20 protein-coding genes and 1 other annotated feature are annotated in these 20,168 nt (G+C 51.4%); of the genes, 9 read left to right on the forward strand and 11 right to left on the reverse strand.

From position 1 onward, the window contains the following. Positions 1-457: 457 nt before the first annotated feature. From plaP to CWM58_RS27625, 4 genes are all read right to left on the reverse strand, one after another. A complete protein-coding gene (gene plaP, locus CWM58_RS27610) occupies positions 458-1,816 on the reverse strand; it encodes a putrescine/proton symporter PlaP (protein WP_100682208.1) in 1,359 nt (452 codons plus the stop codon). Further along, positions 1,806-1,868, reverse strand: a complete 63-nt coding sequence (gene yoeI, locus CWM58_RS29615) for a membrane protein YoeI (protein WP_096335043.1) — start codon at positions 1,866-1,868, stop codon at positions 1,806-1,808. Before yoeI ends, plaP begins: the two co-directional genes overlap by 11 nt. A 236-nt stretch (positions 1,869-2,104) precedes the next feature. Then, the gene (locus tag CWM58_RS27620) at positions 2,105-2,995 is read right to left on the reverse strand and encodes a LysR family transcriptional regulator (protein WP_100682209.1); all 891 of its coding nucleotides are present in this window, start codon (positions 2,993-2,995) and stop codon (positions 2,105-2,107) included. Between the two features lie 38 nt (positions 2,996-3,033). Further along, the gene (locus tag CWM58_RS27625; protein ID WP_008804116.1) at positions 3,034-3,858 is read right to left on the reverse strand and encodes an SDR family oxidoreductase; all 825 of its coding nucleotides are present in this window, start codon (positions 3,856-3,858) and stop codon (positions 3,034-3,036) included. 175 nt (positions 3,859-4,033) lie between these two features. On the opposite strand from CWM58_RS27625, the gene hisL reads away from it, so the two are divergent. The 9 genes from hisL (at position 4,034) to hisIE (ending at position 11,273) form a co-directional block, all read left to right on the forward strand. Further along, a complete protein-coding gene (gene hisL, locus CWM58_RS27630) occupies positions 4,034-4,084 on the forward strand; it encodes a his operon leader peptide (protein ID WP_004899375.1) in 51 nt (16 codons plus the stop codon). After that, positions 4,060-4,182: a sequence feature (His leader region), on the forward strand. It overlaps the preceding gene by 25 nt. 47 nt (positions 4,183-4,229) lie before the next feature. Continuing rightward, positions 4,230-5,129 (forward strand): ATP phosphoribosyltransferase, encoded by a 900-nt coding sequence (hisG, locus tag CWM58_RS27635; protein WP_002912152.1) that lies wholly within the window; start codon positions 4,230-4,232, stop codon positions 5,127-5,129. Between the two features lie 39 nt (positions 5,130-5,168). Continuing rightward, positions 5,169-6,473 (forward strand): histidinol dehydrogenase, encoded by a 1,305-nt coding sequence (gene hisD / locus CWM58_RS27640; RefSeq protein WP_061153940.1) that lies wholly within the window; start codon positions 5,169-5,171, stop codon positions 6,471-6,473. Continuing rightward, the gene (gene hisC / locus CWM58_RS27645; protein WP_016161458.1) at positions 6,470-7,531 is read left to right on the forward strand and encodes a histidinol-phosphate transaminase; all 1,062 of its coding nucleotides are present in this window, start codon (positions 6,470-6,472) and stop codon (positions 7,529-7,531) included. Before hisD ends, hisC begins: the two co-directional genes overlap by 4 nt. Then, positions 7,528-8,595: a bifunctional histidinol-phosphatase/imidazoleglycerol-phosphate dehydratase HisB gene (gene hisB / locus CWM58_RS27650; RefSeq protein ID WP_032735996.1), complete on the forward strand. Its 1,068-nt coding sequence runs from the start codon at positions 7,528-7,530 to the stop codon at positions 8,593-8,595. Before hisC ends, hisB begins: the two co-directional genes overlap by 4 nt. Further along, a complete protein-coding gene (gene hisH, locus CWM58_RS27655) occupies positions 8,595-9,185 on the forward strand; it encodes an imidazole glycerol phosphate synthase subunit HisH (RefSeq protein ID WP_008804113.1) in 591 nt (196 codons plus the stop codon). Before hisB ends, hisH begins: the two co-directional genes overlap by 1 nt. After that, positions 9,185-9,922 (forward strand): 1-(5-phosphoribosyl)-5-[(5-phosphoribosylamino)methylideneamino]imidazole-4-carboxamide isomerase, encoded by a 738-nt coding sequence (hisA, locus tag CWM58_RS27660; RefSeq protein ID WP_004200373.1) that lies wholly within the window; start codon positions 9,185-9,187, stop codon positions 9,920-9,922. Before hisH ends, hisA begins: the two co-directional genes overlap by 1 nt. After that, positions 9,904-10,680, forward strand: coding sequence for an imidazole glycerol phosphate synthase subunit HisF (gene hisF, locus CWM58_RS27665; protein WP_100682210.1), 777 nt, complete (start codon positions 9,904-9,906; stop codon positions 10,678-10,680). Before hisA ends, hisF begins: the two co-directional genes overlap by 19 nt. Further along, the gene (gene hisIE / locus CWM58_RS27670; RefSeq protein ID WP_100682211.1) at positions 10,674-11,273 is read left to right on the forward strand and encodes a bifunctional phosphoribosyl-AMP cyclohydrolase/phosphoribosyl-ATP diphosphatase HisIE; all 600 of its coding nucleotides are present in this window, start codon (positions 10,674-10,676) and stop codon (positions 11,271-11,273) included. The genes hisF and hisIE overlap by 7 nt, the downstream gene beginning before the upstream one ends. An 88-nt stretch (positions 11,274-11,361) precedes the next feature. Here the strand turns inward: hisIE and CWM58_RS27675 are convergent, their stop codons facing one another. From CWM58_RS27675 to CWM58_RS27705, 7 genes are all read right to left on the reverse strand, one after another. Next, positions 11,362-12,177: a glycosyltransferase family 2 protein gene (locus CWM58_RS27675; protein ID WP_100682212.1), complete on the reverse strand. Its 816-nt coding sequence runs from the start codon at positions 12,175-12,177 to the stop codon at positions 11,362-11,364. An 11-nt stretch (positions 12,178-12,188) separates the two neighbouring features. Then, on the reverse strand, positions 12,189-13,109 hold the full coding sequence (locus tag CWM58_RS27680; protein ID WP_100682213.1) for a glycosyltransferase family 2 protein: 921 nt from the start codon (positions 13,107-13,109) through the stop codon (positions 12,189-12,191). Positions 13,110-13,168: 59 nt separating this feature from the next. Next, a complete protein-coding gene (locus CWM58_RS27685; protein ID WP_100682214.1) occupies positions 13,169-16,996 on the reverse strand; it encodes a rhamnan synthesis F family protein in 3,828 nt (1,275 codons plus the stop codon). A gap of 13 nt (positions 16,997-17,009) precedes the next feature. Then, positions 17,010-18,371 carry an ABC transporter ATP-binding protein gene (locus CWM58_RS27690; protein ID WP_043874997.1) on the reverse strand — a complete coding sequence of 454 codons (1,362 nt, stop codon included), beginning with the start codon at positions 18,369-18,371 and terminating at the stop codon, positions 17,010-17,012. Next, positions 18,361-19,134: an ABC transporter permease gene (locus tag CWM58_RS27695; RefSeq protein ID WP_158609881.1), complete on the reverse strand. Its 774-nt coding sequence runs from the start codon at positions 19,132-19,134 to the stop codon at positions 18,361-18,363. The genes CWM58_RS27690 and CWM58_RS27695 overlap by 11 nt, the downstream gene beginning before the upstream one ends. A gap of 88 nt (positions 19,135-19,222) precedes the next feature. After that, positions 19,223-19,777, reverse strand: coding sequence for a dTDP-4-dehydrorhamnose 3,5-epimerase (gene rfbC, locus CWM58_RS27700; protein WP_100682215.1), 555 nt, complete (start codon positions 19,775-19,777; stop codon positions 19,223-19,225). 14 nt (positions 19,778-19,791) lie between these two features. Next, positions 19,792-20,168 (reverse strand): sugar nucleotide-binding protein (locus tag CWM58_RS27705; protein ID WP_165785862.1); only part of this gene is annotated, 377 nt, incomplete at its 5' end.

The following is a 20,168-nucleotide window of genomic DNA, read 5'->3' on the forward strand; positions in this document are numbered from 1 at the left end:
CGCTGCCTCGGCCCGACCCGAAGCCTGCAGGGATAAGTCGAAGGGACCGCGTAGCGGCGATTTTGCTGGCCGGAGCCCGGGGGTACAGGGGGCGGCGGCGACTGGCCGCCCCCTGTGCGCTCCCTGCACCATAAGAGACATAACGCAGAAGACTGACCGGGAGCGCAATGTGCGCTGAAGTCACTAATAACATAAAGGATCGCACGACGGTGCTTGCCCTCACCCTAACCCTCTCCCGGAGGGAGAGGGAACCGTCCGGCCGTCGTTTCCGTGCCCAACATGTTGCCGGGTAGCGCTTCGCTTACCCGGCCTACATAACCATTAAATTTCAGAAGGTTAACCATCACCGTAGGCCCGGCAAGCGCAGCGCCGCCGGGCAAAAGATATCGCACCGGGCCAAACGAAAAAAAAGCCGGAGGTTTCCCTCCGGCTTTTCTCATTCACACTACGCTATGTCTTAGGCCACATCTTCGTACTGCGGCACCGGGTTGCGGAAGCTTTTGGTCACGCAGGCCAGATAGACCAGACCGATACCGGCCCAGATCAGGCCCAGAATCATCGAGCTCTCTTCCAGGTTGACCCACAGCGCGCCAACGGTCAGGGCGCCGAACATCGGCAGGAACAAATACTGGAAGTGGTCTTTCAGCGTCTTGTTGCGTTTCTCACGGATCCAGAACTGCGAAATCACCGACAGGTTAACGAAGGTAAACGCCACCAGCGCACCAAAGTTAATCAGCGCCGTCGCCATCACCAGGTCGAAGTTAATCGCCAGCAGCGCAATAGCGCCGACCAGGATGATGTTCATCGCCGGGGTGCGCCAGGTCGGGTGGACGTAGCCGAAGAAGCTTTTCGGGAATACGCCGTCGCGGCCCATCACGTACATCAGACGCGCCACGCCAGCGTGCGCCGCCATACCGGACGCCAGCACGGTGATGGTGGAGAAGATCAGCGCGCCAACCTGGAAGGCTTTGCCTGCTACGTAGAGCATAATTTCCGGCTGTGACGCATCCGGATCTTTAAAGCGAGAGATGTCCGGGAAGTACAGCTGCAGGAAGTAGGTGGCAAAGATGAAGATCAGGCCGCCGATCAGCGCGGTCAGGAAAATCGCGCGCGGGATGACGCGCTCTGCATCTTTGGTCTCTTCAGACAGGTTGCTGATGCCGTCGAAGCCGGTAAACGAGAAGCACAGGATCGTCGCCCCGGTAATCATCGGGATCACGTGCGCGTCACCGGACCAGAACGGACGGCTGCTGGCCAGCGTACCGGCGCCTTCGCCTTCAAACACGCCATAAATCACCATGCCGAGAATAACGGCAATCAGCACCACCTGCAGCACCACAATCACGGTGTTGAAGTTGGCGACGGATTTAATGCTGCGCAGGTTAAAGGCGGTCATAAAGGCGACCAGCGCGATAACAAACACCCACGAGGGTATCGAAGGAATGAGCGCTTCAAAATAGATTTTCGCCAGCAGAATGTTGATCATCGGCGCGAACAGGTAGTCGAGCAGCGAGGACCAACCCACCATAAAGCCAACGGTCGGGCTGATGGATTTCTGGGCATAGGTATACGCCGAGCCGGCAGAAGGGTAACGACGTACCAGCTTGCCATAGCTCAGGGCAGTAAACAGGATAGCGATTAACGCAAAGGCGTAGGCCGTCGGCACGTGACCGTCGGTCATACCAGAGACGATACCAAACGTATCGAACAGCGTCATCGGCTGCATATAGGCCAGGCCCATCATTACAACCGGAACTAACGTAAGTGTTTTACGTAATTCCACGCGAGAGGTATTTGGAGTAGCGTTATGCGACATAGTTATCCCCTTTTACGGTGAACGCCAGCGCGTAAGCAAAAAATTGCCCCATTTCTTTCTATTCCTCAGCGACAACGACTGTCGGTTTTTAGTAAATATCTATCCGGTACGAAGCCCGGCCTCTTGGTATTGAATGATGTGTCTTTCGACCAAAAAAATAACCGACACTTTAAAAAAAGCGTCGGCTAGTCTCTGGTTTTCAGGCCGCATATTTTGCAACAAATTCAACGGCGTTGACAAGATGCTATGAAGTTCATTGCGTAAGCATATTTTTTAACGTGCTAATATCTATACGATTTCCGTATGATAAATTGCAAAAATAGCACTATTTGCTAATAGCGCTTCGCGCCACCATTTGCTCGCCAAACCGCAGGTGGCGTCATTCCAGGCGATCCAGGCATGCTGGCGGGGCGACTGGCCGCCCACGGCCATGCTGATGAGCTCGCCGCTCTCCAGCAGCGCCTGCACCTGATAGCGCGGCAGGCAGCCCCAGCCCAGTCCCATGCGCAGCAGCGCCAGCTGCCCCGCGGCGTCACACACCGTCAGGGTCTCCTGATCGCTAAGCAGCGCCCCGCCCTCGCCGGTGGCCACCGCCCGGTAACGGCGCAGGGTCCGCCAGCTCAGCGGAGCACGATGTCGCGCCAGGGGATGCTGCGGGGAAACCACCAGCAGCAGCTCCAGCTCGCCGAGGGGGAGAGAGTCATAGCCGCTCAGCGGCGGTGGCTCGCCGAGGGCGCCCAGCAGCAGATCGGCCTGCCCGTCAGTCAGCGGCCGCCAGTCAAACAGCGAGGGACTAAAAATGAAGTGCAGCCGGGTCAGCGGCTGTTGTTGATAAAATGCCGCGATCAGCGGCGAGAGCTGCGCTACGGGAAAAGTGCTGTCCACCGCCAGGCGGAGGGTGTGCTCCCACCCCTGCTGCAGCTTGACCGCCCGGATCTCCAGTTCGCGGGCGATATGCAGCACCTCCCGCCCTTTCTCCAGCAGCATTTGTCCGGTGGGGGTAAAGCGCGCGCGGTGGCCGCTGCGGTCGAGCAATTGAATATTGAGATCGCTTTCCAGCCGGTGAATGGTGTAGCTCAGCGCCGAGGGCGTTTTAAAGAGCTTTGCCGACGCGGCGGCAAAGCTCCCCTCTTTTTCCAGGGCATCCAGGATCACGAGGACATCCAGCAGTGGTTTCATCGCTACCCCCTTACGGTATGCGAATCACCGCTGGCAGATCACTCCATCGGCATCACCAGCGGATCGGGGTACTGGTACTCAAACCCCAGCTCATTGCAGATACGATTGCCATCCACAATCTTGCCCTGGCCGCCGTCCGGGCTGTCGCTGAACACCGGCGGCGGCAGCCCCAGCTCACGGGCCATCTGCGGATAAAAGAGGCCACGCGCCGGATGGCGGGGCGCACATAGATTATAGATGTGCCCGCCCTTCGGGGCCTGCAACAGCAGTTCAATAGCGGCCACCACATCCTGCAAATGCACCAGATTGACCACGTGCTGGCCATCCGGCGCCGACTTACCGGCAAAAAAACGTCCCGGATGACGGGAAGGCCCCACCAGCCCGGCCAGACGCAGAATATCCACCGAGGTTCCCGGCAGGTTGTGCAACCAGTCCTCCAGCTCCTTGAGCACCTGCCCGCTGGCGGTTTGCGGCAGACGCGGAGAGTTCTCTTTCACCGTGCCGTTGACGTTGCCATATACCGAGGTGGAACTGGTGAAGACGATCCGCGGAATATGGTGCGCCAGCGCGGTATCGACAATCTCCTGCACCGCCTGCAGATAAAACCCTTCTCCCGCCCCGGTACGCCGGGCCGGCAGCGTGATCACCAGCGCATCGACGTTCATCAGCGCGTCGAGGTCCTCGGTATCACAGACCAGCTGCGGCTCCAGGCGCAGCGGATAGCTGTCAATCCCGCACATCCGCGCCGCCTCCACGCCATCCTGCGTGGTTTTACTGCCGGTGACCTGCCAGCCTCGCGCCATCAATGACAGCGCCAGCGGCATCCCCAGCCATCCCAAACCGACTATCGCGACCTTTTTCATCCCAGGCTCCTGACTCTTTCGCTGTGCTGATTACAGGCTACGCCAGCCAGCGGCAACTGACAATTTCTTCGCTCAATGTGAAATGAATTAATGATAGAAAAAAGCCCTTGCTTTCTGCGGCGGAAGTGGTTTAGGTTAAAGGACATCAAATGCATAGTCATTCACAGAGAATTTTATGAACCGCGTTCAATTTAAACACCACCATCATCACCATCATCCTGACTAGTCTTTCAGGCGATGTGTGCTGGAAGACATTTGGATCTTCCAGTGGTGCATGAACGCGCAGAGAGCCCCCGGAAGATTCACTTCCGGGGGCTTTTTTTTGGACCAAATTCGGACAGATTCAGACAGGTATTCAGAGGAAAAGAACAATGTTAGACAACACCCGTTTACGCATAGCTATTCAGAAATCAGGCCGTTTAAGCGAAGATTCACGCGAATTACTCAGCCGCTGCGGCATTAAAGTCAATTTGCACACCCAGCGTCTGATTGCGCTGGCAGAAAATATGCCAATCGACATTCTGCGCGTGCGTGATGACGATATCCCGGGCCTGGTGATGGACGGTGTTGTCGACCTCGGCATTATCGGCGAAAACGTGCTGGAAGAAGAGCTGCTCAGCCGCCGCGCTCAGGGCGAAGACCCGCGCTACTTCACCCTGCGTCGTCTGGACTTCGGCGGCTGCCGCCTGTCGCTGGCGACCCCGGTGGATGAAGCCTGGAACGGCCCGGCGGCGCTGGACGGCAAACGCATCGCCACCTCTTACCCGCACCTGCTGAAGCGCTACCTCGATCAAAAAGGTATCTCTTTTAAATCTTGTCTGCTGAACGGCTCCGTGGAAGTGGCGCCGCGCGCCGGCCTCGCCGACGCCATCTGCGACCTCGTCTCCACCGGCGCCACCCTGGAAGCCAACGGCCTGCGCGAAGTGGAAGTGATCTACCGCTCCAAAGCCTGCCTGATCCAGCGCGACGGCGAGATGGCCGACGCCAAACAGCAACTGATTGACCGCCTGCTGACCCGTATTCAGGGCGTGATCCAGGCCCGCGAGTCAAAATACATCATGATGCACGCCCCGACCGAACGTCTGGAAGAAGTGGTTGCCCTGCTGCCGGGCGCCGAGCGTCCGACTATTCTGCCGCTGGCAGGCGACAAGCAGCGCGTGGCGATGCACATGGTCAGCAGCGAAACCCTGTTCTGGGAGACCATGGAAAAACTGAAAGCGCTGGGCGCCAGCTCCATTCTGGTGCTGCCGATTGAGAAGATGATGGAGTAATCGGCCAGCCGGTCACGGGACACACAGGGGAAAACAATCATGAGCTTCAACACAATCATCGACTGGAACGGCTGTAGCGCAGACCAACAGCAACAACTCTTAACGCGCCCGGCGATTTCCGCCTCCGACAGCATCAGTAAAACGGTGGCGGAGATCCTGAATAACGTCAAAGCCAACGGCGACGCGGCGCTGCGCGAATACAGCGCGAAGTTTGATAAAACCACCGTCGCCGCGCTGCAGGTGAGCGAGGCGGAGATCGCCGCCGCCGGCGAGCGCCTCAGCGACGAGCTGAAGCAGGCGATGGCGGTGGCGGTGAAAAACATCGAGACCTTCCACAACGCGCAGCAGCTGCAGGCGGTGGATGTCGAAACGCTGCCGGGGGTGCGCTGCCAGCAGGTTACCCGCCCTATCGCCTCAGTTGGACTGTATATTCCGGGCGGCTCGGCGCCGCTGTTCTCCACGGTGCTGATGCTGGCGACGCCGGCGCGCATCGCCGGCTGTCAGCAGGTGGTGCTCTGCTCGCCGCCGCCGATCGCCGATGAGATCCTCTATGCCGCGCAGCTGTGCGGCGTGAAAACCATCTTTAACGTCGGCGGCGCCCAGGCTATCGCCGCCCTCGCCCTCGGGACCGAGTCGGTGCCGAAGGTGGATAAAATCTTTGGCCCGGGTAATGCTTACGTCACGGAAGCCAAACGTCAGGTCAGCCAGCGTCTGGACGGCGCAGCCATCGACATGCCGGCCGGCCCGTCGGAAGTGCTGGTGATCGCCGACAGCGGCGCCACCCCGGACTTTGTCGCCTCCGACCTGCTGTCGCAGGCGGAACACGGCCCGGACTCGCAGGTGATCCTCCTGACCCCGGACGCCGACCTCGGCAGCCGCGTCGCTGAGGCCGTCGAACGCCAGCTGGCCGCCCTGCCGCGCGCGGAAACCGCCCGCGTGGCCCTCTCCGCCAGCCGGATCATCGTGGCCCGCGACCTGGCGCAGTGCGTGGCTATCTCCAACCAGTACGGTCCGGAGCACCTGATCATTCAGACCCGTCAGGCTCGCGAGCTGGTGGACAGCATCACCAGCGCCGGTTCGGTTTTCCTCGGCGACTGGTCACCGGAATCCGCGGGCGATTACGCCTCGGGCACCAACCACGTCCTGCCGACCTATGGGTATACCGCCACCTGTTCGAGCCTCGGCCTGGCTGACTTCCAGAAGCGGATGACCGTGCAGGAGCTGTCGCGCGACGGCTTTGCCGCCCTCGCCTCAACGATTGAGATCCTGGCCGCCGCCGAGCGCCTTGACGCCCACAAAAACGCCGTAACGCTGCGCGTTGCCGCCCTGAAGGAGCAAGCATGAGCATTGAAGATTTAGCCCGCGCCAACGTCCGTGCGCTGACCCCGTATCAATCCGCTCGCCGTCTGGGCGGCAAAGGCGACGTCTGGCTGAACGCCAACGAATTCCCAACCGCCGTGGCTTTCCAGCTTACCGCGCAAACGATGAACCGCTATCCGGAGCCGCAGCCGAAGGCAGTCATCGAGAGCTACGCCCGCTACGCCGACGTTAAACCGGAGCAGGTGCTGGTCAGCCGCGGCGCCGACGAAGGGATTGAACTGCTGATCCGCGCTTTCTGTGAGCCCGGCAAAGACGCGCTACTCTACTGCCCGCCCACCTACGGCATGTACAGCGTCAGCGCCGAGACCATCGGCGTCGAATGCCGCACCGTGCCGACCCTCGCCGACTGGCAGCTCGATCTGCCGGGTATCGAGGCGCAGCTGGACGGCGTGAAGGTGGTCTTTGTCTGCAGCCCGAACAACCCGACCGGACAGATCATCGATCCGCAGTCGATACGCGACCTGCTGGAGATGACCCGCGATAAAGCCATCGTGGTCGCCGACGAAGCCTATATTGAATTCTGCCCGCAGGCGACGCTCGCCGGCTGGCTCAGCGACTATCCGCACCTGGTGGTGCTGCGCACGCTGTCCAAAGCCTTCGCCCTCGCCGGCCTGCGCTGCGGCTTCACCCTCGCTAACGCCGAGGTGATTAACGTGCTGCTGAAAGTGATCGCTCCGTATCCGCTCTCCACGCCGGTGGCCGATATCGCCGCCCAGGCGCTGAGCGCGGAAGGCATCACGGCGATGCGCCAGCGCGTGGCGCAGATCCTCGACGAGCGCCGCTACCTGGTGGAACAGCTGCGCGGCATCGCCTGCGTGGAGCAGGTCTTCGATTCCGAGGCGAACTACGTTCTGGCGCGGATAACCGCCTCCAGCGCAGTGTTTAAATCTTTGTGGGATCAGGGCATTATCTTACGTGACCAGAATAAACAACCTTCATTAAGCGGCTGTTTGCGTATCACTATCGGTACCCGTGCCGAGAGCCAGCGCGTGATTGACGCCTTGACTGCGGAGAATGTATGACCCAGAAGTATCTCTTTATTGACCGTGACGGCACCCTGATTTCCGAACCGCCGGTGGATTTCCAGGTGGACCGTTTCGACAAGCTGGCGTTTGAGCCGCAGGTGATCCCGGCGCTGCTGAAGCTGCAGCAGGAAGGCTATAAGCTGGTGATGATCACCAACCAGGATGGCCTGGGAACCGACAGTCTGCCGCAGGAAGCGTTTGATGGCCCGCACAACCTGATGATGCAGATCTTCGCCTCGCAGGGCGTCAATTTCGAAGAGGTGCTGATTTGTCCGCACTTCCCGGGCGACAACTGCGCCTGCCGCAAGCCGAAAACGCAGCTGGTGCTGCCGTGGCTGGAAGACGGCGTGCTGGATAAGAGCCACAGCTATGTGATTGGCGACCGGGTCACCGACCTCGAGCTGGCGGATAACATGGGGATTACCGGCCTGCGCTATGACCGTGAGACCCTGGACTGGCCGACCATCAGCGAGCAGCTGACCCGCCGCGACCGCTATGCCCACGTCGAGCGCATCACCAAAGAGACCCAGGTGGACGTGAAGGTGTGGCTGGACCGCGAAGGCGGCAGCAAGATCCACACCGGCGTCGGCTTTTTTGACCATATGCTCGACCAAATCGCCACCCACGGCGGCTTCCGCATGGAAATTAACGTCGGCGGCGATCTGTACATCGACGATCACCACACCGTGGAAGATACCGGCCTGGCCCTCGGCGAAGCCCTGAAGCTGGCGCTCGGCGACAAGCGCGGCATCAACCGCTTCGGCTTCGTGCTGCCGATGGACGAGTGTCTCGCCCGCTGTGCGCTGGATATCTCCGGCCGTCCGCACCTGGAGTATAAGGCGGACTTCACCTATCAGCGCGTCGGCGATCTGAGCACCGAGATGGTGGAACACTTCTTCCGCTCGCTCTCTTACACCATGGCGGTGACCCTGCACCTGAAAACCAAGGGCAAGAACGATCACCACCGCGTGGAGAGCCTGTTCAAAGCCTTTGGCCGTACGCTGCGCCAGGCGATCCGCGTCCAGGGCGATGCCCTGCCGTCTTCCAAAGGGGTGCTGTGATGAATGTGGTGATCCTTGATACCGGGTGCGCCAACCTCAATTCGGTGAAATCGGCGATTGGCCGCCACGGCTATGAGCCAGTGGTCAGCCGCGATCCGGAGGTGGTATTGCGTGCCGATAAACTGTTTCTTCCCGGCGTCGGCACCGCCCAGGCGGCGATGGACCAGCTGCGCGACCGCGATCTGATCGACCTGATCAAAGCCTGTACCCAGCCGGTGCTGGGGATTTGCCTGGGCATGCAGCTGCTCGGCAAGCGCAGCGAGGAGAACAACGGCGTCGATCTGCTGGGCATTATCGAAGAAGAGGTGCCGAAGATGACCGACCACGGTCTGCCATTGCCGCACATGGGCTGGAACCGGGTGTATGCCAAAGCAGGCGATCGTCTGTTCCGCGGCATTGAAGAAGGCGCTTATTTCTACTTCGTGCACAGCTACGCCATGCCGGTCAACCCGTACACCATCGCCCAGTGCAATTACGGTGAGGCGTTCACCGCCGCGGTGCAGAAAGATAACTTCTTTGGCGTGCAGTTCCACCCGGAGCGCTCCGGGAGCGCCGGGGCGCAGCTGCTGAAAAACTTCCTGGAGATGTGATGATTATTCCTGCTTTAGATTTAATCGACGGCACCGTCGTTCGTCTCCACCAGGGCGATTACGGCCAGCAGCGCGACTATGGCAGCGATCCGCTGCCGCGCCTGCAGTCCTATGCCGCTCAGGGGGCGGAAGTCCTGCACCTGGTCGACCTGACCGGGGCGAAGGATCCGGCGAAACGCCAGATCCCCTTGCTGAAATCGCTGGTCGCCGGCGTTGACGTCCCGGTACAGGTTGGCGGCGGCGTGCGGACCGAAGCGGATGTCGCGGCCCTGCTTGAGGCCGGCGTCGCCCGCGTGGTGGTCGGCTCCACCGCGGTAAAGTCCCCGGAGGAAGTGAAAGGCTGGTTTAAACGCTTTGGCCCTGAACGGCTGGTGCTGGCGCTCGACGTGCGCATTGACGCCGACGGCAACAAGCAGGTGGCAGTCAGCGGCTGGCAGGAAAACTCCGGCGTGACGCTGGAGGAGCTGGTGGAAAGTTATCTGCCGGTCGGCCTGCAGCATGTGCTGTGCACCGATATCTCCCGCGACGGCACGCTGGCAGGTTCTAACGTCTCGCTGTACGAGGAAGTCTGCGCCCGCTACCCGCAGGTGGCGTTTCAGTCATCCGGCGGCATCGGCGATCTTAATGATATTGCCGCGCTGCGCGGCACCGGGGTGCGCGGCGTGATTGTCGGTCGCGCGCTGCTGGAAGGTAAATTCAACGTAACGGAGGCCATTCAATGCTGGCAAAACGGATAATCCCCTGCCTCGACGTCCGCGACGGCCAGGTAGTGAAAGGCGTGCAGTTCCGTAATCACGAGATCATTGGCGACATCGTCCCGCTGGCCAAGCGCTATGCCGACGAAGGGGCCGACGAACTGGTGTTCTATGATATCACCGCCTCCAGCGACGGCCGGGTGGTCGACAAGAGCTGGGTGTCGCGCGTGGCGGAAGTGATCGATATTCCTTTCTGTGTGGCGGGCGGGATCAAATCGCTGAAAGACGCGGCGCAGATCCTCTCCTTCGGCGCCGATAAGATTTCGATTAACTCCCCTGCTCTCGCTGACCCGACGCTGATCACCCGCCTTGCCGACCGCTTTGGCGTGCAGTGTATTGTGGTGGGGATTGATACCTGGTTTGATGCAGAGACCGGCAAATATCACGTCAACCAGTATACTGGCGACGAGAGCCGCACCCGGGTGACGCAGTGGGAAACCCTCGACTGGGTGGAGGAAGTGCAGAAGCGCGGCGCGGGCGAGATCGTCCTCAATATGATGAACCAGGACGGGGTGCGCAACGGCTACGATCTGCAGCAGCTGGCGAAGGTTCGCGCAGTGTGCCATGTCCCGCTGATCGCCTCCGGCGGCGCGGGCACCATGGAACACTTCCTCGAAGCCTTCCGCGACGCCAACGTTGACGGCGCGCTGGCGGCCTCGGTATTCCACAAACAGATTATTAATATTGGCGAACTGAAAGCGTACCTGGCGGCACAGGGCGTGGAGATAAGGGTATGTTGACTGAACAGCTGGACTGGGAAAAAACGGACGGTATGATGCCGGCCATCGTGCAGCACGCCGTATCCGGCGAGGTGCTGATGCTGGGCTACATGAACAAGGAGGCGCTGGAGAAAACCGAAGCCACCGGCAAGGTCACCTTTTACTCACGCACCAAACAACGGCTGTGGACCAAGGGTGAAACCTCGGGCAATGTCCTCAACGTGGTGAGCATCACGCCGGACTGTGACAACGATACGTTGCTGGTGCTGGTAAACCCGATCGGGCCGACCTGCCATAAAGGCACCACCAGCTGCTTCGGCGAAACCGGCCACCAGTGGCTGTTCCTCTATCAGCTGGAGCAACTGCTGGCCGAGCGTAAGCATGCCGACCCGGAGAGCTCCTACACGGCGAAGCTGTATGCCAGCGGTACCAAGCGTATTGCGCAGAAAGTGGGGGAAGAAGGCGTGGAGACCGCGCTGGCCGCCACGGTGAACGACCGCTTCGAGCTGAAGAATGAGGCGTCGGACCTGATATACCACCTGCTGGTGCTGTTGCAGGACCAGGGGCTGGATCTCGGGGAAGTGATTGATAATTTAAGAGCACGGCATAAGTAATATTAGTACTAGTTAATTCCGCAAATATAAAAGGCAGATTTGTCCTCAAATCTGCCTTTTGTTTACCATTAACTCATGTTACAAGCCATTATTCCGATCTGGTTGGTAATGATGAAAGACAACGTTTGTTGAGTTGTTGTCTTTCTTTATCAAAAAACCAACCCCATTTATTGAAATATTTAATCGCAGAGGTCATATGATAAAACAGGAACTTAAAGCTGTGATATGATTTTCTTTGCGATAGATGAACGACTGTAGAATCAGGACAATAAACAACATTAAAATTTCCCGCACTGATACGGCGCGAAAAATCGACATCCTCTAAATACATGAAGAATCGAAGGTCGAAACCTTGAACTTGTAGAATGGCGTTATTGCTCACCATCATAAAACATCCTGACATCGATGGCGCGTAGAATGCAGCATTAAAATTAGCGTTACGCAATTCATACTCATTATTTATGTTGGGAAAAAATGATGAGAGAAAACGACGTCCGAAAAGTTGAAATGGTGCCGGCAATAGCTTTGTCGCATATTGCAATGCACCATTTGGATATATGATTTTAGGGACTGAAAGGTCGACCGCATTTTCCTTACAAAAGGAAAACAGTTTATCAACCTCGCCCTGAGCATAGTAAATGTCAGGATTACAAATCAAAAAATAACTACATTGGTTTTTATAATGTTCAAAAACTTTATTATGCCCTGCGCCAAAACCTTCATTATCAGTTAATCTTATGACATCAACTTTATCGTGTTTATAATCATCCAACCAGGTACAAAAAGAACCATTATCCACTATAACTAGTTTATCGATATTCTTTTCATTTAATAACGAATCAAGCGTAAGCTCAATTTCTTGAAAAGAATGTTTATAAAGAACAAGCGAAGCTAGTATATTCACATAGCACCTTACTACATTTTCCCAACACAAACGTAAATTATGGTTGATAATGTACCGAGTTTATATTGATGGTAAACACCAGATTTTATGTAAAAATAAATCCTTTTCAAAAACCTACTTTTACTTATATTATTATAGTTATAATAAACTTGCTTTTCATTCTCACCGAAGTGAGCCACTATCTTATCGAGAACGGTTTTATTCCGTTTATTCCAGTCCGCACGATTTCCTTTAAAAGATGAAAAGAAATTACGCACACGTAGAAAAATATTACGTCCATCACCAATCACATTATTACTATGTTGGCGATACAACACTCCAGGGGTGTGATCAAAATAAATGCGTCCATTGCATGCGCTTACTATCTGATAGAGCGACCAATCATGTACCACCATTTCTTCAGACGAGGCAGCCATTAATAACTCTCTGGCTTTATGATTGAATACCATAGTATTGCCGCTAGCAACATTATGCAACAGAGCATTGGCAAAACTGAGTGCCTTATTGGGTGAAAGTGATTCCCCAATAATATTATCAGCCTGATCGATAAGAGTGGTAGCCGAGCAATAGAGAGCAGGAGTATCTGAGGGGACACGGTCCAAAAAGCGAACTGCATTTTCTATTTTTTCGGGTAACCAAATGTCGTCCTGGTCAGAGAAAGCATAATAATCAGCAATGATTTTTTCATCGTTGATCATGGATTGAAAATTTAGGCAGAAACCAAGACAAGGGCCTTTTTTTAAAAAACCAGAAATCTCTGGATGAGAAAGATAAAAGTTATTAACAATTTCGGCTGTCGAATCGGTCGAGCCATCATCAGAAACATATAAACACCAGTTCTTATATGTTTGGTTAAGAAATGAATCAAGTTGAGGCTGAAGGTACTCCTGACCATTTCTTACAGCCATTAAAATAGCAACACTTCGGTTCATTCTGAAACCCTGCCCCTCTATCTGCTATCCGCAGATAGAGGGGTTATTTTTAATTTAATTTAATTTACTAAACCACGACCACAATAATCATCATCTAAGGTCATTTTTTTCACGAAGTCATTTTCTTTTCGATTGCAACTTGAAATGAACTCACTATATAAAGAATCAGCTATTGTCAATGAAGGCGAAAAATCAGGGTAAAGCGTATTTCGTATATCTCTTGCATCACGAACGAAATCCATGCAGCCTTTTTGTAACTCCGTTCTGATGTCTTTTGTTATAAGCTCTTCTGGACGCTGTTGTTTATATACTGGCGTAACGGTCGCGTTTTCCAGTATATATTTAACAATTTGGGTATCATCCGAGCTTAACAATTTTTCAAGTTCGAAACTTTGACGTAGAATCACTGAGTTTTCATTTTGAAGTGAGATCGAGTTATCAATAAAACAACCATGAGCTTTACTTCCGCTCTTTAAGCCCTTTCCTGCAGTTTCAGATGTTGCCATATAATAACCATCGACTCTGTCGGCTACAATATTTATAAGCGCTTTCTGGATCGTTCCTGAGTATCCAACATCAACGACCGTCTTATGACCTGATGTTAAGAATCCTTCCTGTTTAAGGTATTGTAACAAACCTTGCTTTTCAGCATGAGCTTCAGAAAGAATATCAGGCATAAGATATTCCAGCAATGACCTAATTTCGGAAATATCCTCATTCTGCACTTCTACTAACTTGCCTTTAGACCAAAGCCCAGAAGAGTATAAAGAGGATAGTTTCTCTTCAGGTAGGACCAATCCATAACGTTCCCGTAAAAACATCTCGAGTGTATTGGCAAAGAAAGTCGACTTAGCTATATCCAAGACATCATTCAGTGTTGTTACATTAGGAACGTTAACCGCACGGCGAGACAAAATCAGGTAATGACTTTGAGGTGCAGCTTTTGCCCCATCACACCAAAGATCATAAACGTCTTTAATGATTTTCCCTTCTCTGGCAAGAAAATATAAGTCTTGAATGTCAGATTGTGCGGCGCGCTTTCTCAGCCATTCAGCAAATGAGGTAAGCAATGGACCTGCAAGATTGTAACCAATCTGATACGGACTTGAAGAGAAAAGCTTTAATTTTTCCGGAGAGAAACTCCCAATTTGGCTTAAATTTTTCCTCGTCAAAAGACCAAAGGTCAGTTCTCCGTCTAGATCCGAATTAAACGCCTGCTTAGCTAACCCTGCATACTCTGGAGTATGAAGTGCTAAGTCCGTAGCTCTAACAATATGCAAACCGAGAGTGTTGAACCGATCGCAAGGCAACTGTAAATCACTACGCTCGTTATCGCCAATCATCACGACTTCATTACCGGAAACACCATACTCGGTAAAAAGAAGCTCGTACAGTTCACCCGTATCCTTTCTTTTACCTTTATCTGATGATAAATAAATTTTATCCCATCCGGTAAAACCATTAGATTCGAGCATATTAACGATAGTTTCAAGCGGTAAAAACATATCGCTGACAATAGCGATTGATTTACCACTCTTTTTAACAAACTCAAAAATTTCCAACATATCCGGCCGAGCCGAAACAGAAGCAATTTCAACCCGTTCTTCGAGCTCACGAAACTTTTTGGCGACTGAATGTTCAACCTGATAATGTTGCTGCAATTCATTATAGATATCGTCAATACTGATATCCCGCCCAGCGCGGTGCCTTGCACTCTGCTCTGCGGCGGGCCTTTTAGACAGAAACTCGGACGCTTCCTCAGCAGACAATTGGCTGGCAATGATCTGTTTTGTATGGTCAGGATGAAGTAAAGGACGAATCAACAAAGTATCAAAAATATCAAAAGCAATAACTTTTTTGCTTGGATCAGAAATTATTTGATGAATCGACTCTAACGTTCTAGGGAAATATTGATGATCCCAACGGAAAGTGGATTTTGACTCATTCTCACAGTCTTTTATAATTAATGAACCATAATTCAAAGCCTGAGGGACTATACCTAACAAACGTTCAATTGCATGTGCTGTAGTCCCATCAGTCTGTCCTTTTTCTTCAGGAAAATCTTGCCACGCTAAATTCATCTCGAATAACGGGGACAAAGCATCTATACGGGCCCAAAACATTGAACCTGCTGGGAAATTGAAATATCCATCAGGACAGGCTATTCCCATTTTAGCGCAAAGTTCACTGCCTTGCTGTTTGTTGGCTAACCAGGTAAATGCCATATAAGGCAATGTATGATGAACTTGAGGATAGATAATCCCTAACGAATTATCATCTTTAAATGCTTTAAATATTCGTTTTACATTAGATTCCGAACCGAACAAACCATTCAGTAAATACTCTCGCCAACCGGTTGTTTTTCCCTCATTATATAATGACTTCTTACTTTGAATATGACAAACAAAATCATATTGTTTTAAGGCGGAACCAAACTCGGCGAATACTGGAGCAATATCACGACCGCGATTAGGCACTACTCGCACATCGAGATTTTCGATATTTTTAATCTTCTTAAATTGCAGGTTGCATTGTTGTTTGGCTTCTTCACTTGTTACTGAAATGTAAACATCGAACTTAAACGGCATTGTTGACAATTGTGCCACAAATTCATCGATTAAGTCTGGATAAAAAATATGACATTGAACAGCAATTCTTCCAGGCTGTGTATTAATATCGTCACTTAATAAATTAATATCGATAAGCTTATCACTTACCTCTAATTCATTTGATATCAGAGAGTGAGCAGCCATAAATTTAGGATGACTAGTGAACCAACTAGGTCGAACCTTAAATGCCATGGTTAATAGTTGTTCGCGATACTTATAAGGGGTTCGATAATAAGCTGACTTGGCAATGTTACGGACTTCTTTTTTAATATGCCACATCGCATCTTTCTGTTGGCCGCGGAGTACTCGAAACATGAATCTTAGCGGCTTAGTGATTTTCCACGAGTTAGTATTAATCAGCCGCTCAATTTCCTTTTCGAGTGCATGGACATTGCCAGAAATATGATGCTGACTGTTTTCCAGTTCATGGATTCTGCCAGCCATAACATTTTTAATATTTTTATCTTCCTGAATTCTCTTTATATAGAGTTCATTTTCTTCTTTTGATTTATTAAGTTGATGCTGAAGTTCTTGGTTTTGACTCTCAAGAACGGATCTGGCTGATTCAATATGCTGGATATGATTATGGGCTTCTTCGCGCAGAGTAATTAACTCACCTAGGCGTGAAAATGCCTCTCTAATGAGGGCAGGCTCACCAAAAGAAGCCAACTTTTCATAAAGAGCTTGGCTTTTTTTGCCTACAAAAAGCACACCCAGGCCATATGAATGCAAAAATTCAAAAGATGGATACTGTTGTTGAAGTTCATCCCAAAGCTGCCATACACCAAATCCTCGTTCACGGACATTGGTGTCATGGAACAGGACAACCGCATCATCTGCTAATTTTGATTTCCAGGATTCAAAGTCATGTTTAACAGCTTCATAGGTATGTAAGCCGTCGATATGCAATAAATTAACGCTACCTTCAGAAAAATATTCGTTCGCCTGATCAAAGGTCATGCGCATTAAATTTGAAAATGCAGAGAAATACTGCTGATTCCATGCACTTACATCTCTGAAAACATCTTCACTGTAGCTACCAGCATGCTCATCCCCCTGCCACGTATCAACAGCATAGCATTTGGAACCGGTATTATTTTCCATGACAGCCTGGCAGATTGCAAAATATGAATTTCCTGAATGCGTACCTAATTCAACAATAGTACCCGGTTTCATTTCCTCAACAAGCCAACTGACAAAGGGGATATGGCCGCACCAGCCAAATGGGAAAGTCAGTTTTCTAGGTCTGGAAAGCATTGATTTATTAATCATAGTCATAAAATAATTACTCTTAATTCACCGAGATACTAATATTTTTCATTGGAATACCGACTAGCCCAGTCACCGTACTGGAAGAATGCGATTTAAAAATTACCGCATCATGTATCCAGTGATGTTGGATATGTTCTTGCTGACTACCTTCAGCTACTGCGACGCAAATACTATATTCACCGACTGGAAGTATAGGCATGTTAAACTCGAAAATGCTATCCATATTGTCATTAGGTTGCATACTGAGTGGTGTATCCATATAAGAAAGGTATGTGTTATCACCAAATAACGTTTGTCCAAGTCTGTCTTTTATATAGAAACCGATTATTGGGCTAAACATACTTTTCAAGCATTTAACACTTATTCTAAGCTTAACTTCTTCCCCACCAACTACCCATGATAAAGGTTCACCGTTTTGATCCTCTAGCCTTACACTATAGATCTCTGCGCCATTCTCACCAAACTGTTTACTTTCATCATTAAAAGAAAACAGTTCTATATCATTACGTAAATTACTAGCATTAATAAAACTAGTACGCATATCTTTATAAGCTACAACCTCGGTAACATCCTTGTTTTGACGCTTGACGGATACATTCCTGTTACTCTGTTTAAATAATGCAGCAAGATAAGCTTCCGAAACATCTTTCGCAGAACCTTCCATCTTCTTCTGCCCATGATCAATCCAGATAGCACGATCGCATAAGTTTACAATTGAAGCGGTATCATGGCTAACGAAGAGCACAGTACCATGTTCCATAAATGCCCGTAGAAAACGCATACATTTTTGAACAAAGAACGCATCACCAACCGAAAGCGCTTCATCTACGATTAAGATATCTGCATCAACGTGAGCGATAATTGAAAATGCCAACCGTACAAACATACCACTAGAATATGTTTTTACCGGTTGCTCAATAAACTCTCCAATTTCGGAAAACTCAACGATACTGTCGAAACGTTCTTTTATTTGCTCGTCAGTTAGTCCCATTATTGATGCTGAGATAAATATATTTTCTCTACCTGTGAAATCAGGGTTAAACCCAGCACCAAGCTCTAACAGAGCAGCCACTCTACCGTTTACAGTTACATTGCCATTAGTTGGCGACAGCGTCCCACAAATAATTTGCAATAGGGTTGATTTACCTGCGCCGTTGGCACCAATGATCCCAATTGTCTCTCCTTTATTAATAGTTAAGGAGACATCATTAAGTGAATAGAATTCTTTATGTTTCTTTATACGCTTTGCCCCAGCAACTCGGCGTGGTAAATTTGCCAGGAATTCTTTTATCCGATCCTTTGGAGTGTTGTAGATGCGAAAAATTTTTGTAATATGTTCTACTTGAATGACAGCTTCGCATTTAACTGAATTATAGGACATCTGCAAAACCTTTTTTAGCCTTCTGGAATATTTTCATTGCAATAATGTAAAATATAATACTTGAAATATACAGAATTGAATACGATTCAATTGACATGTTTTTGCCAAAGATTAATACATCCCGTGTGTTTTCTATTAAAAACGCCAACGGGTTGTACATCATAACATCCTGAAAACTTTTAGGAATTGCGCTTAACGGATAAAATATCGGAGATAAAAACATCAGAAACGTTATCATAATTGGCACAGCCTGAGCTATATCTCGAAAATATACGCCAATGGTTGAAAAAATAACAATTAATGAAAAACCGATAAGAAACAAAGGAATCAACAACAACGGAAAGAATAAAATTGTCCAAGGCACTGAATTGAAGACAATTAGTTGAGCAATGAGCAAAATTATGAAACTTATAAAGAAATTAAACACGGCCGAAAGAAAAATGCTAAACGGAAGACAGCCAAGTGGAAAAACAACTTTCTTAACGTAATTTACATTACTGGTAAATAATGTCGGTCCTCGACTTAAACACTCTGCTAAGAAGTTGAATATAATCAACCCAGCAAACAATACTACTGCGAAGGTCCCTTTCCCTCCTTCTAAACTACCCCATTTAGCCTTGAAGACTTCTGAAAATACAAACGAATAAACACATAACATAATTACTGGGTTAACAACTGCCCAAAAACCGCCGATAAAAGATCCCTTATATTTAGAATCAATATCTCTTTTCGCCAGTTTCAAGATGAGGGTTTTGTTTTTCAAGAAATACTTCAGCATCGCTTAGACATACCTTAATTTATATACTGGATTCAGGCTCTGGTCATTTTTTGAGCCAGAATCCAGGTCATCACTAGATATACACTTCCGCGTTGGCCAGCGTATGCGCCTGCAGATCTTTCTCCGACAGCGACAGCGCGCTGTCGCTCAGCGCAGGCCAGTCAATCCCGATCTCCGGATCGTTCCAGATGATGCTCCGTTCTGACTGCGGCGCGTAGTAATTCGTCGCCTTGTAGACAAACTGCACCGTGTCGCTCAGCGCCATAAACCCGTGGGCAAACCCTTCCGGGATCCACAGCTGACGTTTATTCTCTGCGCTGAGCACCGCGCCCACCCATTTGCCAAAGGTGGGCGATGAACGACGGATATCCACCGCCACGTCAAACACCTCGCCTTCCACACAGCGGACCAGCTTGCCCTGGGCGTGCGGAGCCAGCTGATAGTGCAGCCCGCGCAGTACGCCTTTCTGGGACTGGGAGTGGTTGTCCTGAACAAAATCCACCTGGCGGCCCACCGCTTCATTAAACACCTTGCTGCTGAAGCTCTCGAAGAAGAAGCCCCGCGCATCACCAAACACACGCGGTTCAAAAATCAGCACCTCAGGGATCTCTGTTTTAATAATGTTCATCGTTTGCCACCCGTTTATTTGCCCAGAACTTCTGTTACCACGCGAGCCACACCCTGACGCCAGTCCGGGAGAGTCACCCCAAATGCCTGCTGGAATTTTTCATTCGACAGGCGTGAGTTCAGCGGACGCTTCGCCGGCGTCGGATAGGCCGTCGTCGGAATGCCCTTCACTTCCTGGATCGCCAGCTCTGCACCGTGCGCCCTCGCCACCTCAAACACATAGCGGGCGTAGTCGCACCAGCTGGTCTCGCCGCTGGCCACCAGGTGATAGGTGCCGGCCAGCGCCGGATTGCGCAGCGTTTCACGGATTGCCGTCGCCGTGCAGTCTGCCAGCAGCTCAGCGCCGGTGGGCGCCCCGTGCTGGTCGTCAATGATGGAGAGCGTCTCTTTCT

The organism is Klebsiella sp. H-Nf2 (assembly GCF_002806645.1).
GTDB lineage: Bacteria > Pseudomonadota > Gammaproteobacteria > Enterobacterales > Enterobacteriaceae > Klebsiella > Klebsiella variicola.